The sequence below is a fragment of the Marinifilum sp. genome (assembly GCF_965230805.1).
Taxonomy (GTDB): Bacteria; Bacteroidota; Bacteroidia; order Bacteroidales; family Marinifilaceae; genus Marinifilum.
Window position 1 is genome coordinate 3,198,102 of sequence record NZ_OZ246019.1, and the last position, 14,529, is coordinate 3,212,630.

Below are 14,529 nucleotides of genomic sequence, written 5' to 3' on the forward strand. Positions count from 1 at the left end.
CCACAAATGTCCAAATTGATATTTTGAAGAATTTTTTAATAATTTTGCCGTTTTGTGAGTTGCACAAACTTAGCTAAAAAGAAGAAAAAAGTAACAAAGCTAATGAGCGATTAAAGAGAATTTTGATTTTTTTAACGAATCAAGTTCAATATCTATATAAAAGCTCGCTATAACTGGATAAAGATGAGTATTACTATTCTTGGAATTGAATCATCATGTGATGATACTTCCGCATCAATATTAAAGGATGGAGTTATTTATTCCAATATTATTGCAAACCAAACCGTACACATGGATTATGGTGGCGTAGTGCCTGAATTGGCCTCGCGTGCTCATCAGCAGAATATTATTCCTGTTGTGCACCAAGCGATGGATAAAGCAGGTGTTACCGCCAACGAAATTGATGCAGTCGCTTTTACTCGAGGTCCGGGTTTATTGGGATCTTTAATGGTGGGAACATCATTTGCCAAAGGATTTGCATTGGCTAAAAATATTCCATTGATTGAAGTAAATCACTTGCAAGCCCACATACTAGCCCATTTTATTGATGATTTAAAAAACAAATACGAGCATCCTGAATTTCCATTTTTGGCTCTCCTTGTTTCAGGGGGTAATTCGCAAATCATTGTGGTAAAAGATCATCTGGAAATGGAAGTTATTGGAGAAACCATTGATGATGCTGCCGGCGAAGCTTTCGACAAGTGTGCTAAAGTTATGGGATTACCTTACCCGGGAGGTCCAATTATCGACAAAAATGCAAAACAAGGAAATCCGCATGCTTTTGAGTTTAGTAAACCTAAAATTAAAGGCTTGGATTACAGTTTTAGTGGATTAAAAACTTCATTCCTGTATTTTATTCGCGATAGAGTGAAAGAGAATCCAAACTTTATTCAGGAGAATATGAATGATTTATGTGCTTCCTTACAGCACACTATTGTTGATATATTAATGAATAAGGTAAAGAGAGCAGCAAGAGAAACAGGAATAAATGAGGTTGCAATAGCCGGAGGTGTTTCGGCTAATTCGGGTTTGCAAAATGCCTTACACCAATCGGCAGCCAAATACAATTGGAAAGTTTATGTGCCTCAATTGGGATACTCTCTTGATAATGCTGCAATGATTGCCATTACAGGATACTTTAAATACTTAAAGAAAGAATTTGTAGGGCAGGATACGGCTCCATTTGCCAGAATGACAATTAAATAAAGTGGGTTTAAATTGCATTTGGTAAACTATTTAGTTTTACCACTTATATCGGTTTTAAAACAAAAGTTTGAATTTATGCCCGCTTAAAGCTGCAAGTTGTAGAGGCGATTTTACACTTGTCTAATGCAATTTGTCAAGAATGAACAGCTGAGTTATATATCATTCGTTTCGATTTAAAATTGGGATGCAAGCCTTAATTTAAACACAAACCTTCTGTAATGCCTATATCTGTTAGTTCGTTTTGCTACAGGAGGGTAATTTAGGCTACAGGCGACTTCTTTCTGCTACAGGAGGGTGTTTTTTACTACAGGCGCCTCCTTTTCGCTACAGGAGGGTAATTTCGGCTACAGGCGACTTATTTTTACTACAGGAGGTGTAAATTCGGCTACAGGCGACTTATTTTCGCTACAGACGTATCAAATATCGCTACAGGAATACCTAAATTGGCTACAGGCGATATATTTTGGCTACAGGCGTGTAAAAACGGATGAAAGCCCTACAACTGTTGATTTGTTTTCTAACTGTAAGGTTAAACTTGCTAACTGGAGGGTAATCTATCTAACTGGAGCCTGAATTTTTCCAACTGGAGGGGTGTTTTATCTAACTCTCATATATATTCAGATAGCTTTTCAGAACAGAAATGGATTGATCATTAAAATGATCTAAACTAAGAATTAATTCTTCTTTATTTTTCAATTTAAAAATCAAGTTGTGATTTTGGATTTTAATGTCATGTATGTCCTTAAGATAAACCTTTATTTCCTTTGATCTCCAACCGATTTTATACTTTAGTTTTCTAGAGTTGATGATGAGATACTCTTTGGGATAAAGAAATTTACAACCTAGCAATAAACCCATAAAATAGAATGCCATAATGGCAAGAGCAAAAATCAGGTAATTGCCAAGAGGAATGAAACTAAAATAATGGTTAAAAACATATAGCAAGACTGCCGAAATCAAAAAAGCAATTGCCAATGCAAGTTGTTTTGCCTTGGTTTCGTTATTGTTTATTTTATGATCCCTTATGTCGAATTCGAATTGGAGCATCGCTATTTAGTTTAGAACCATCGTAAAGTTACTAAATAACGTGATTTCGACCTAAAATTCCCTCCTCAGAAGTTTTGTTTGCGATTACATTTTAGCTGATAGTTCAATAATTTTAGCAGCGATTTGGTCAAGTTCAAGAACATAGTCTACTTTTGTCTGTTTCAAAGCCGACATAGGCATTATGGAAGCGATTGCATTTTCGGGGTTTTCAACCATTGTAATGCCACCATATTTTTTAATTGTTTTTAAACCATAAGTGCCATCCTGATTGAGTCCACTAAGAATAACACCTATAACTCCACTATTAAAAGACCATGCAGCCGATTCAAACAGTACGTCGATTGAGGGACGGGAGTGGTGTACTTTAGTATCGGCAGAGAAGGAGATTGAGGCATCATTATCGATAAGCATGTGATAGTTTGGAGGCGCAAAATAGACATTACCAGCTGTAATTACCTCTTTTTCTTCGGCCTCCTTAACATTCAGCTTGCTGATGTTATTCAAAAAGTCGATAAATGAATCGTTGTTATGGTCGCCAATGTGTAACACAACCAGTACTGGTAATATAAAATCCTTAGGAAAGGAAGGGATAATAATTTTTAAAGCTTCCAAACCCCCATAAGAAGTGCCTATAACCAATACCTTGTCCATTAACCAATTTTCTTTTTGAATATTTTCTGTTTTGCATCGATAGCAATAAAATGGTTCTCGTATTGGGTAAATCGGAGCGATTCTTTCGAACCCAGGCAAAGATGACCACTGTATATCAAACTTTCACAGAAAAGATTGATCACTTTATTTTGTAACTCTCTATTAAAATAGATCAAGACATTTCTGCAAAGAATCAGGTTTACTTCGGCAAAAACATGATCGGTTACCAAATTGTGATCGGCAAAAACTATGCGTTTCGCAAGTGACTGATCAAACTTAATCGATCCGTATTTTAAAGTATAATAGTCTGAAAGTTGACCTTTTCCGCCTGAATTAATATAGTTTCTATGGTATGTTTCCAAGTCCTGTGTTTGATAGATTCCATGTTTGGCAATTTCAAGAACTTTACGATTGAAGTCTGTAGCATATACCTGACATCTGTCCAGTAAACCTTCCTCCTTTAAAAGAATAGCCAACGAATACACTTCCTCACCGGTTGAGCATCCTGCATGCCAGATTTTTATAAAAGGGTATGTTTTTAAGCTTGGAATAACATTTTTGCGAAAGGATTTGTAAAAATCCGGATCACGAAACATCTCGGTTACATTAATCGATAAGTCTTCGAGCAAATCAATAAAGAAATCCTGATCCCTCAAAACTTTTTCCTGCATTTGGGATATAGATGCAAAACGCCCAACAGACATCCTGTGCACTAGTCTGCGCTTAACATGTGCTTTTGAATAGTTTCGAAAGTCATAACTGTATTTCTGATATACAGCTTCCAGAAACAAAGGAATCTCAATGTCTATATTTTCAAGTTTTGAAGGCTTATTTTGCTTCATACGCTAGGCAATGCTTTTAGTAACTTGGCATAGTATTTTTCTTAGCGCATCCTCTTTAAAAGGCTTGCTGATAAATTCATTCATTCCAGCATCCAAACAGGTTTGTTTATCTTCAACAAATGCATTCGCTGTAAGAGCAATAATATATGCTTTGTCCAATTCAGGGTGATCTGCTTCGAAGTTTCTAATTTTTTGTGTTGCGTTTAATCCATCTAATACAGGCATTTGCATATCCATTAAAATCACCTGGTAGTTGTTCTTCTTCTGCATTTCAAAAGCTTCTAATCCATTTTTTGCGACATCGCATTTAAGTCCCATATGGCGCAAAGTTAGTATGGCTACTTTCTGGTTAATAGGGTTGTCCTCAGCAACTAGAATAGATAATTGCTTAGGAATTTCCAGATTTTCATTATTAAACATATCTGTCACTTTGTCTTTGTATCCAAATTTTAATTCAAACATAAACTCCGACCCAACATCGGGTTCACTTTCAAGATTAATTTTACCACCCATTAGTTTGGTTAAATTCTTCGAGATGGCTAAACCTAAACCTGTACCTCCATACTGGCGTGTTGTTGAGCTATCCGATTGAGTAAACTCTTTAAAAAGTTTTCTCTGAACGTCTTTCGAAATTCCAATTCCGGTATCTTTTACCGAGAATAATAAAGATACATATTGATTGGTTTTCTCAAGACATTTTACCGACAATAAAACCGAGCCGGTATGCGTAAATTTTACTGCATTATTGGTTAGGTTCATTAATATTTGATTGAGTCTAAATGAGTCTCCTAATAAGTTCTCCGGAATGTTATCATCTAATTTAATTTTAAAATCTATTTTTTTCTCAACGGCTTTAAAATTAAGGAGGTGAAAGATGGTGTCTGTTAATTTTCTTAGATCAAATTCAATATTTTCTATTTCAATCTGTCCTGCTTCTATTTTCGAGTAGTCCAAAATGTCATTGATAATTTGTAACAGATTTTCCCCCGATGTAGTCATTACTTTTAGCATATCCTTTTGTTCCGCAGTCAATTCAGATTCCAGCAGCAATTGTGATAAACCAAGAATTCCGTTCATCGGAGAACGTATTTCGTGCGACATGTTGGCCAGGAATAGTGATTTTGCATTTGTGGCTTCTTCGGCTTTTTGTTTTTCCAGTATCAATTCCTCATTCTTTTTTTCAAGATATTTCAATAGGTTATTCAGGTCCTTTTTCTGACGGTACAAATCAAGAAAAACTTTTACTTTTCCTTGTAAAATTTCCGGGATAATAGGTTTTGGAATAAAATCAACAGCTCCTGTTTCTATTCCTTTAATAATATGCAAATCACTTTGATGAATCGCAGATACAAAAATCACCGGAAGGTATTTTGTTTTCTTTCGATGACGCATGAATTCTAAAGTTTCATAGCCATCCATCCCAGGCATTTGAACATCTAGAATGGCCATGGCGAATTCCTCTTTGAGCGTATGTTTTAAGGCGTTTTCACCAGATTCAGCTCTAACAAATTCAACATCAAAATCACTTAAAATCCTTTCTAAACTAACAAGGTTTTCAATTTTGTCATCTACGATTAATATTTTCTCTTTTTTCATTTGCTAATTCTATTTTAGCTAGTTGTAAAGCCATATTTTTAACATCGAGAACAATTTATTTTCGTCAATTGGTTTAGTTAGGTAATCATTTGCTCCGGAAGTAATGGCTTTCTGATAATCATCTTTCATGGCTTTAGCCGTTAAGCAAATAATAGGAATGTCTTTAATTTCAGGAGTTTTTCTAATAACACTCATGGCTTCATAACCATCCATTTCCGGCATCATGATGTCCATTAAAACCAGATCGATGTTATTGTTTTCTTTCAGCATGTCAATGGCTATTTTTCCATTTTCTGCTTCGAGAACTTCCATTTCTTGATCTTCAAGAATTTTTCCTAAAGCAAATACATTTCGGATCTCATCGTCAACTACCAATACTTTTTTACCCTTAAATATAGAGTTGTCAATTTCAGTAATTTTTAATTTTGGATTGTTTAATGCCGATGTAGCAACTTGGTGTAGGAATAAACTTACTTCATCCATTAATCTTTCATCGGATTTTATTCCTTTTAATATGATTGAGTTGGTATACTTGCTTAGTTCGCGATGTTCTTCTCGTGTCAATTCTTTTCCGGTATAAATAATGGTATTTGGAATCTTAATTTTCTTTTCGCTGAGAGTTTTCAACACTTGATTCCCCGTAATATCGGGTAAACCCAAATCAAGAATAATGCAATCGTATTTTTTATTTGAAATTAATTTAATAGCTTCTTTTCCAGTATCCGTTTGTTCAATCGTAGCATTTGTCGAAGTAAGAAGGCTATTAATAAGTTGTGTGGTTGCATCATCATCCTCAATTACCAAAATGTTTTGTGAGTCGGTTAATAGCTGAATTTTCATTTTATCAATTACCTGCGCAATGTTTGTGGCTTTAACAGTAGGCAATTCGTTGATATTGTGTTCGGTAAATCCTTCTATAGGATTGATAATGTGCATTGGCAGTTTGGAAGCATATGAGTGCAGTTTTAAAGGTTCCAGAACAGCTTCACCCTTTTCTATTAACAAATTTAATCCAACAATTATAGCCGAAGGCTGATGTGCTTCGATTAGTTGAATTGCATTTGGAATGTTATCTGCCACAAGGGCATGAAAGCTATTGTTATGTATCTCATAGTAAAGAGAAATTGCTTCTTCCTTATTGGGATGAATCAATACAACGGTTGAACCCTGATGCGGAACATCTCGGTCGTCATCAATAAACTTAGGAAGTGTAACCGATTGATTTGCATTCTCGTGTATTGTCCACGCTTTTTCTTCTTGTGCAAGTGGGTTGTTTTTTTTCATCCTTTGATCAGAGTGTTTTACCGGCAGATAAAGAGTAAAGCTTGAACCTTTGTTTATTTTGCTTTCCAGGTGAATTTCTCCCCCCAGCATTCTGGCCAATTCCTTAGAGATCGATAAGCCTAAACCAGTTCCGCCATATTTTCTGGAAGTACTTCCGTCAGCTTGCTGGAAGGCCTCAAAAATGGCTTCTTTCTTCTCGTCAGGAATTCCTACTCCTGTATCGATTACAGCAATAGAGCAAGTTTCCATTGCTTTAAGCTCATCTCTCCAAAATTCTGAATCACCATTTGCCTTGTTCATGGAAACGGTAATGGACCCTTTCGTGGTAAATTTTAAGGCATTCGATAATAGGTTCTTTATAATTTGTTTTAATCGAAGAGGATCCGTTTCGATAGAGTTAGGAAAATCGTCGGCAATGTTAACATTGAAATCCAGACCTTTCTTTTTAGCTTGGTGTTTAAAATCCATTAGAATTTCATTCTTAACATTTAATGGGGTCACGTTTTCTATTTCAACTGTCATTTTTCCAGCTTCAATTTTCGACAAGTCGAGGATTTCATTGATCAATTGAAGTAAATCTTTTCCACTTTTATTAATGATCTGCGCAGACTCAACATCTTCCGGACTTAGGTTGCCTTTTTTATTTTTCGCCAAAATCCTTGATAGAATTAACAAACTATTTAACGGGGTTCGCAATTCGTGAGACATGTTAGCCAGAAAATCTGATTTGTACTGACTAGCCTGTTCAAGTTCTTTTGCTTTAGTTTCTAATTTTTGGTGAGCAAGTGATAAACCTGTATTCTTTTGTTCTATTTCGTCCTTCTGAATTTCAAGCTGATTGGTTCTTTCTTCCAGTTCTTCGTTGGTAACTCTTAATTCCTCTTGCTGAACTTGAAGTTTCTTCTCGTTTTCGGTAAGTATGCTGGTTTGTTCGGCAAGTTCTTCATTGGCAACTCTCAACTCTTCTTGTTGCACTTGCAATTCGCTTGCTTGTTCTTGGGTGGTTTTTAACAAGGTTTCCAGTCTGATACGAGCAATTGTTGAAGCAATTTTAACAGTAATGCTATCTTTTACAGCTTTGATAAAGTCAATTTGGGTTTCTGAAAATACTTTAATTGCCGATAGTTCCATAACTCCCCAAAGCATGTCATTATATAATAATGGTACTAAAACGATATTTTTTGGTAGCATTTCCCCTGTTCCAGAGAAAACTGAGAAATAATCAGAAGGAACGTCTTTTAGGTGAATAAATTTTTTACTTACAGCAGTTTGACCTATCAAGCCATGTCCGGGTTTGATGTTTTTGTATTGATTTTTATCAGGAATGCCGAATGAGGCGGCTAATGTTAAAACCTGATTGTCTTCTTGATAAATATAGATAGCTCCTAATTCAGCTTTCAAGAAAGTAGTCATGTAATCCAGCGATTTTCGTGCCACTTCATTCAAATCATGCTCTCCTTGCAGTTCATTGTTTAATTGGTTGACTCCTGATCGAAACCATAAGGTTTCATCATTTATTGTTTTTGATTGTTTTAGAGTCTTCACCATTTGATTTAATGAAATAGACAACTCATCTTTTTTTGATTTGGGGAGGAGGCTAACGCTAAGGTCTCCATCGGCAATCTTTTTTGTATAGTTAACAACATTTTGAAAATCAGCTTGAATACTTTTAAAAGATTTTGCAAGCGCACCAATTTCATCAGAAGTTGAAATACCCAATGGGGTACGATAGTCTCCTTTAGCAATTTGATTAAAGTTGTCAACCATTTTTCGAACAGGAACTGTAATGGATCTGGAAATGTATCTGGACAAGATTATAAATAATCCTCCAATAATGATTGAGATGATTGTCATTGCCCAAATGAGCATTTCATTTACTTTACGAGATAAATTATGTACTTCATAATGAATGCCGGAATAGTATGTTTGCAGAAATTCCAGATTTAATTCCAACTTATTAAGATCTATTTTCAAATCGGTGTCCATTAACTGATTCTTGATTTGTTTGGTCAACTCAAGAGCTTTCATAGAGTGATCTATCGAGTTGTACATTTGCTCGTTGTTTATTAAATGCAAAATACGAAATCTGGACACCAGTAATTCTGCATTTTCAAAATCGTTACCATATACTTCAGGAAATCCCTCATAAAGATCAGTGGCTATTTCATTATTGGTTTTGGTTTTATATTCTTCTTCTAGTCTTAACAAGTCATTAATAAGCAAACTGGAGCGATTAATTTTTTCAGCAGCTACTTCACGATATTCCGGGTCTTTTGTAAGTTGATAATTATAAAAGTTATCCATACTACTCTGCAAAAGATTTGCATGTACGCGTAAACCGTTAATCATTGTGGTAAAGATGTGGCTTGTTTTAAAAAAATAGTTGGATGTATAACTTAAAAGAGTAATACTTATCAGTGTTAAAATCGTTAAAAGCAATAGCTTAGATTTAATCTTCCAATCTTTTAAATTTTTTATGGCAAAATTCATGATGTATGTATGTAATAAAAATCCAAATGTTAAAATAGGGGATTCTTTTTTCTGAATCACGGTAATATTACGACAATTCTTGTGAATAGTTGCTTTTTTAATGTGAATAAATGTTTTTTTTCCGCGAAATTTTACAGGTAAAAATAAGAGATATACTTTATTATTATAAAACCGAAGTGGTTTCTATAAAATAATACAATATTTTGTTAACAAAAGTGATGTGTGCAATAAGCTTAAGCTATTCAAATACTTGGTAATAAAACCAATAATATCAGGTAAATAATCTGTGTTTGATATCATCCAATCTGGTCATCCAATAAGTGCTGCTAATTCAATAAACCTTTGCATGTACAGTTCGAGTCGTCATGATACTGTTATTAGCATGATGAGTCCTGTTTTTTTGACCATAGAGACACACGAATTGGGCGTTGTAGCAACATACATTTATAATTTTGGCATATTTGACAATGGATTATTTTTGGAATGATAATTGATCAGGGAGGGAAGAAATCATGAGTGCTTATTTTTGCAATTATAATATTCCCTTAAATTACCAAGCCTTAAAGTATACCTAATATGAATAAAACCTTACTTGCACTTGTATTTGTACTACTACAGTTTAGCTCGATGAGCCAGAACAAGGAACTCAAAAAAATGTACTCCAAAGGAAAGTATGATCAATTGATTGAAAAAGCACAAATTCTTTTAACTGATAATGAATCGGATCCATACTTGAATTCCATACTGGGAAGAGCCTATGTCAATTCAAAACAATTTAAAGCTGCAATTCCTTACCTCGAAAAAGCGATGAATAGCGAAGCGGCTTTAGGAGAAATAAAAGCACTTAGCAAAGCATACCTGGCCAAATGTTACTTTATAATGGGAGAAGAGCAAAAGGCAGTTCGCTTTTTAAAAGAGTGTCAGAATGGCAGAGATTCGAAAGAAGCCAGCAGGTATGCACACAGGTATTTGAATCTATTTCAAACAGGGGTTTATTATAAGGCCTGGGAATTGCTGGAAACTGATAATATCCGTTTCCATTTTCAGGATAATCAGAAAATGCAAGATGTTGACGCTTATATGAATCGCATGAATGTGAATTACAAAAGAATTGTTTCCTTCTTTGATATGAATCCTTCGAAGAAGGTAGATATTTTTATCTGGACCGACAGAAATGAAGCTTTTCGAAAATTAAATAAACCTTTGGGCTTTTTTAATTCTGATTTGTGTACCGTGAATGTTTGGGATCAACAAGAGGAAGATTATGAAATGAGCCATATGCTTAGTCAGATGGCATTAAACACCAAATTTAAAAGCATGTTAATAAATAAAGGTCTGGGCGTTTATTTTGATAGCATGGATAAAAATTTATTTACGATTGCGCGTAAGCGAATCTCAAAAGAAAAATTTTCATTGCTGGAATTATGGGAAGAGCCAACCAGATACGAGCGAAATTTAAGCTATCCTGTTGGAGCTGCTTTTATTGAGTTTTTATTGAATAAAAGGGGAAAAGCTAAATTAAAAGACTTCCTAAAAAACCAAACCATAAAAAATGGGAAAAAGGTGTATGCCGACTTCGATCAGTTGGTGAAAACTTTCGAGTCTATGTTATTGCGATAAAATAGAATTAGAAATAATAAACCGTTCCATCAAATATTATTGGAACGGTTTTGTGATTGAATAGGTATTGCTTACATATTCATATTTTAAACTTACAACAGGATTTTTAGTTGCTGATTTCAATAATTGATATCCAATTGTTATTGGAGCCATTATAATGAGTATTATCAGAACAGCACTATACAAACAGAAAGGAAAACCAATTCAGTATGGATAGTCTTCGAACCATTTTACATGCCATTTTTTACAAGCAAAGAAAATGGGGCAGTGGTTGACCTAAGCTTATTCCACCAATTAATGAAACTTCACAAAGGCTCGCTAACTTTTACTTCGCAAGGTGATGGGCTAACAGTATTTAACGTCGAACTCACGTTAGTTAGGTCTTAGAAAAGAGACATCACACCAGTTTCTTGGCTCTCATAGATAATCCCTTAGGCTTTCTGTGTGTTTTTACAATTATCCAGTAATCTCATACTTATTATTACTCAACTAACTATTATTTCATATTATTTAGCATTTCTTGGTAAGCCGGGGATGAATATTCTTTCAAGTAATTTTTAGGATCTAATTCCGGGGTGAATATTTCTATAGGAATATCTCCTGATGTAAACATAGGCACCCCAGTAAGAACTTGTTTCTTTACATGTTCAATACTTTCTCGTTGCTGTTTCGTTAAATTATCAATGTGTTCTTCCAAATTAAGTATTTTTGCCCCGTTTAATTGAGGTTCATAATCTTCTGTATGCTCTCTTATTTCCAAGGACTTGGCTTCCCATTTAAAAAATGTGTCCTTTGAATACACCTCCAACATTACTCCTGGTAAACCATGGAATTTCCAGGGTGCAGCTTTAAATGGGATTTCATTTGTAAACCATGCTACATAATCTCTGCCCCTGAAGGTACATTCAGCCTTGTTGCAATGATATCCCAATATCTTTTTTACAGCAGGTATTCCCTTGGTGTTTTCATTGGATAAACTCCATTGGAATAATGGCAGTGGTTCTTTTAAAAGTACTTCGTTATCATATACAGATGCAAGCAAATATGTTTTGTTATAATCAACACTTGAAATAAATTTATACTTGGGCAAATTATTACTACCTACAATTGATGCATTATCATACGAACAAACTATTCTGCTTATTACTTTGCTTTTGTAAGCTAAAACTTTCATTTCCCTGACTAAATTGGGCTCGATTAATGTTTCCATACGTATCATTGAATAATGCTTGTATGTAATACAAAGTTCTTTTTCTTGGGCACTTAAGCTTGAAATACTCGTGCTTAATAAACCAATAATAATTAATAAACGATTTATTTTTTTCATGATTTAAGTTTTAAATAATTCCTTTTGCTACACAATAAAAATGAATGGTAACAAGCGGGTAATTGTTTTGATTAATTGGATTCATAATTAGTTTGAATATATTAGGTTAATATGATTGTCTTAATCTTTGTATTTTTATTGGTAAGGGTGCCACATACTGAGACACCCTTACTTGTAAAATTAACCCCTATTCTGCAATCTATGAGTTTTACAAGCTATATAAAGCTCTAGGTTGAAATTGTAATTAATCTAATCAATGCAACAAAATAGAAGAAGAAATTAACGGAAATCTTCAGGATTAGTAATAGGTGTTACATATAATTGACAAGTACCATCATCTTGACAGTACTGATAGGATTCTGCCCAATAGTAATAATTCATTAACCTATAACATTCGGTCCATGAAAGACCATGAAATTCTCTAACCGGACTTTCACCAATAATTTGATAACCTACATAATGATATGTTATATTTGAATCCGTATAACCAGATACAAAACCGTTTTTTCTTGCCATTTGGACTGCATAAACAGATGAAGCAAAAACAACCAAACTAACCACTAACAACGTAAACTTTTTAATCTTTTTCATAATTTTATTTTTAAATCATTTTTATTTAAATTCATTTTTTGGTTTTGCCCTCTCTATACTTACAAGGGCGGAAGAAAAACTTCCTGTTTGTAATATTTGCTTACTTTTGCATTAAACCTCCTTTCTTTATAAGGAGCCGGGGCAGGAAGCAATTGCGCTTAACAATTATGGGCTTCCTGCCCTTTTCCTTTTATAATAATAGGTTCTGTCAAGTTTGTTTGCTACAACTAATTCTTTGTCTTAGGCACTAAGCGATGCCGAAAACGTAATAAGAATCAATAATAGTGTTATGATTTTTCCTGTTTTCATCATTCGTTAGTTTTGTGATTAATCCAAATCAAATTTTTCAATGGTTCTCAATTGCTTAGAAATATACTCTTCTGATTTACCGTTTCGTTTATGATACTCTATCCTAGATTGTTTTCTTGCCTTTAATACCTTTATATATTTTTTCAAATCAACAATATCCCATCCGTAAAAAGGCAATTCTATTTCTTTTTTAAACGGCCTTATTTCTAAGCTTTCCGCTACCCAACTGCAATATCCATCGGTTGAATGCACTTCCAGTATTGCACCGGGCAATCCATGGAATTTCCAGGGAGAAGCCTTAAAGGGAATCTCCCGGGTAAACCAAGCCTCGTAATTGCGCCCTCTGAAGCTGCATGTGGCTTTGTGGCAAGTGTATCCGAGTATCGTTTTTGTTTCCTTACTCGGCTTCCATTCAAATAAATTAAGCGGTTCTTTTAAAAGTAACTGTGCCCTTCTAGGTAAGTCGTCAGAAATAAGAAGATGCCCCTTGGAATAATCAATTACTATCTAGTTATACGTAGTATCTCTTGATATTAAATTACGATCCTTGTCTAATGTATTTGATATTCTTCCATATTTTCTGGATACTATTTTATTTCCGTAAGAAAATACTTCAACAGTACCTTTCCTCATAAAAGAACATTCACTTAGTATTAAGCCCAAATTATCACTTTGAGTATACTTGTATTTTATATATAATTCTTTTTTCTGGGCACTAAGCGATGTCGAAATCGTAATAAGAACCAATAATAGTGTTGTGATTTTACCTCTTTTCATCATTCGTTAGCTGTTTTGATTAATCCAAATCAAATTTTTCAATGGTTCTTGTTGACATAGAAATTTGCTCTTCTGATTTACCTCTTCGTTTTTGAGACTCTATACTAGATTGTTTTTTTGCCTTTAATATCTTTATGTATTTTTTCAAATCAACAATATCAATTCCATAAAAAGGCAGTTCTATTTCTTTTTTAAACGGCCTTATTTCTATGCTTTCCGCTACCCAACTGCAATATTCATCGGTTGAATACACTTCCAGTATCACACCTGGTAAGCCATGGAATTTCCAGGGAGCAGCCTTAAAGGGAATAGCCCGTGTAAACCAGGCCTCATAATTACGACCTCTAAACTTACATGTGGCTTTATGGCAAGTGTATCCGAGTATGGTTTTTGTATCCATGCATGGTTTCCATTCAAATAAATTAAGCGGTTCTTTTAATAAAAAGTATCGATTTTTATCTGCAGGTAAAAAACTAGATAAAAGAAGTTCTTTCTTGTTGAAATCCATTGCTACATAAAAATAGTTAGTATCACATGATACAATTCTATTATCTCTAATTTCTGCATTTGTATAGTGTGAAAGCTTTCTGGAAATCATTTTATTTCCATAAGAAAAAACTTCAATATTACCATGCTCTCTAGTAGAGTACTCACGAGCTAGTAAACCACCACCTTTTCGGTTGTATTTGTAGTTTATAAACAGTTCTTTTTCTTGGGCACTAAGCGATCCCGAAATCGTAATAAGAATCAATAATAGTGTTGTGATTTTTCCTGTTTTCATAATACGTT

At 34.2% G+C, this 14,529-nt stretch carries 12 protein-coding genes; 2 read left to right on the plus strand and 10 right to left on the minus strand.

Annotation, left to right across the window (positions count from 1 at the left end; genetic code table 11):
• Positions 1–183 precede the first annotated feature (183 nt).
• Positions 184–1,206: a tRNA (adenosine(37)-N6)-threonylcarbamoyltransferase complex transferase subunit TsaD gene (gene tsaD / locus ACO05S_RS12915; RefSeq protein ID WP_421918423.1), complete on the plus strand. Its 1,023-nt coding sequence runs from the start codon at positions 184–186 to the stop codon at positions 1,204–1,206.
• 600 nt (positions 1,207–1,806) lie between these two features.
• On the opposite strand, the gene ACO05S_RS12920 is transcribed toward tsaD, so the two are convergent.
• The 5 genes from ACO05S_RS12920 to ACO05S_RS12940 all read right to left on the minus strand — a co-directional run bounded on the left by ACO05S_RS12920 (position 1,807) and on the right by ACO05S_RS12940 (position 9,116).
• Positions 1,807–2,253: a hypothetical protein gene (locus tag ACO05S_RS12920; protein ID WP_421918424.1), complete on the minus strand. Its 447-nt coding sequence runs from the start codon at positions 2,251–2,253 to the stop codon at positions 1,807–1,809.
• Positions 2,254–2,337: 84 nt separating this feature from the next.
• Positions 2,338–2,904 carry a chemotaxis protein CheB gene (locus ACO05S_RS12925; protein ID WP_421918425.1) on the minus strand — a complete coding sequence of 189 codons (567 nt, stop codon included), beginning with the start codon at positions 2,902–2,904 and terminating at the stop codon, positions 2,338–2,340.
• Positions 2,904–3,746 (minus strand): CheR family methyltransferase, encoded by an 843-nt coding sequence (locus tag ACO05S_RS12930; protein WP_421918426.1) that lies wholly within the window; start codon positions 3,744–3,746, stop codon positions 2,904–2,906. Before ACO05S_RS12930 ends, ACO05S_RS12925 begins: the two co-directional genes overlap by 1 nt.
• Positions 3,747–3,749: 3 nt before the next feature.
• Positions 3,750–5,342 (minus strand): response regulator, encoded by a 1,593-nt coding sequence (locus ACO05S_RS12935; RefSeq protein ID WP_421918427.1) that lies wholly within the window; start codon positions 5,340–5,342, stop codon positions 3,750–3,752.
• An 18-nt stretch (positions 5,343–5,360) separates the two neighbouring features.
• Positions 5,361–9,116 carry a response regulator gene (locus tag ACO05S_RS12940; protein ID WP_421918428.1) on the minus strand — a complete coding sequence of 1,252 codons (3,756 nt, stop codon included), beginning with the start codon at positions 9,114–9,116 and terminating at the stop codon, positions 5,361–5,363.
• Between the two features lie 576 nt (positions 9,117–9,692).
• Here ACO05S_RS12940 and ACO05S_RS12945 point away from each other — a divergent pair.
• Positions 9,693–10,736: a hypothetical protein gene (locus ACO05S_RS12945; protein ID WP_421918429.1), complete on the plus strand. Its 1,044-nt coding sequence runs from the start codon at positions 9,693–9,695 to the stop codon at positions 10,734–10,736.
• Positions 10,737–11,232: 496 nt separating this feature from the next.
• Here the strand turns inward: ACO05S_RS12945 and ACO05S_RS12950 are convergent, their stop codons facing one another.
• From ACO05S_RS12950 to ACO05S_RS12970, 5 genes are all read right to left on the minus strand, one after another.
• On the minus strand, positions 11,233–12,063 hold the full coding sequence (locus tag ACO05S_RS12950) for a GLPGLI family protein (RefSeq protein ID WP_421918430.1): 831 nt from the start codon (positions 12,061–12,063) through the stop codon (positions 11,233–11,235).
• Between the two features lie 279 nt (positions 12,064–12,342).
• Positions 12,343–12,579, minus strand: a complete 237-nt coding sequence (locus ACO05S_RS12955) for a hypothetical protein (RefSeq protein WP_421918431.1) — start codon at positions 12,577–12,579, stop codon at positions 12,343–12,345.
• Positions 12,580–12,981: 402 nt separating this feature from the next.
• The gene (locus tag ACO05S_RS12960) at positions 12,982–13,470 is read right to left on the minus strand and encodes a GLPGLI family protein (RefSeq protein WP_421921288.1); all 489 of its coding nucleotides are present in this window, start codon (positions 13,468–13,470) and stop codon (positions 12,982–12,984) included.
• Positions 13,471–13,743 carry a hypothetical protein gene (locus ACO05S_RS12965; protein WP_421918432.1) on the minus strand — a complete coding sequence of 91 codons (273 nt, stop codon included), beginning with the start codon at positions 13,741–13,743 and terminating at the stop codon, positions 13,471–13,473.
• Positions 13,744–13,759: 16 nt separating this feature from the next.
• Complete coding sequence (locus ACO05S_RS12970) at positions 13,760–14,521, minus strand: GLPGLI family protein (protein WP_421918433.1); 762 nt, start codon at positions 14,519–14,521, stop codon at positions 13,760–13,762.
• Positions 14,522–14,529: the final 8 nt, after the last annotated feature.

Coding starts and splice junctions, on each gene's coding strand:
- tsaD (WP_421918423.1), top strand. CDS start 184: ATGAGTATTACTATTCTTGGAATTGAATCATCATGTGATGATACTTCC.
- ACO05S_RS12920 (WP_421918424.1), bottom strand. CDS start 2,253: ATGCTCCAATTCGAATTCGACATAAGGGATCATAAAATAAACAATAAC.
- ACO05S_RS12925 (WP_421918425.1), bottom strand. CDS start 2,904: ATGGACAAGGTATTGGTTATAGGCACTTCTTATGGGGGTTTGGAAGCT.
- ACO05S_RS12930 (WP_421918426.1), bottom strand. CDS start 3,746: ATGAAGCAAAATAAGCCTTCAAAACTTGAAAATATAGACATTGAGATT.
- ACO05S_RS12935 (WP_421918427.1), bottom strand. CDS start 5,342: ATGAAAAAAGAGAAAATATTAATCGTAGATGACAAAATTGAAAACCTT.
- ACO05S_RS12940 (WP_421918428.1), bottom strand. CDS start 9,116: ATGAATTTTGCCATAAAAAATTTAAAAGATTGGAAGATTAAATCTAAG.
- ACO05S_RS12945 (WP_421918429.1), top strand. CDS start 9,693: ATGAATAAAACCTTACTTGCACTTGTATTTGTACTACTACAGTTTAGC.
- ACO05S_RS12950 (WP_421918430.1), bottom strand. CDS start 12,063: ATGAAAAAAATAAATCGTTTATTAATTATTATTGGTTTATTAAGCACG.
- ACO05S_RS12955 (WP_421918431.1), bottom strand. CDS start 12,579: ATGGCAAGAAAAAACGGTTTTGTATCTGGTTATACGGATTCAAATATA.
- ACO05S_RS12965 (WP_421918432.1), bottom strand. CDS start 13,743: ATGATGAAAAGAGGTAAAATCACAACACTATTATTGGTTCTTATTACG.
- ACO05S_RS12970 (WP_421918433.1), bottom strand. CDS start 14,521: ATGAAAACAGGAAAAATCACAACACTATTATTGATTCTTATTACGATT.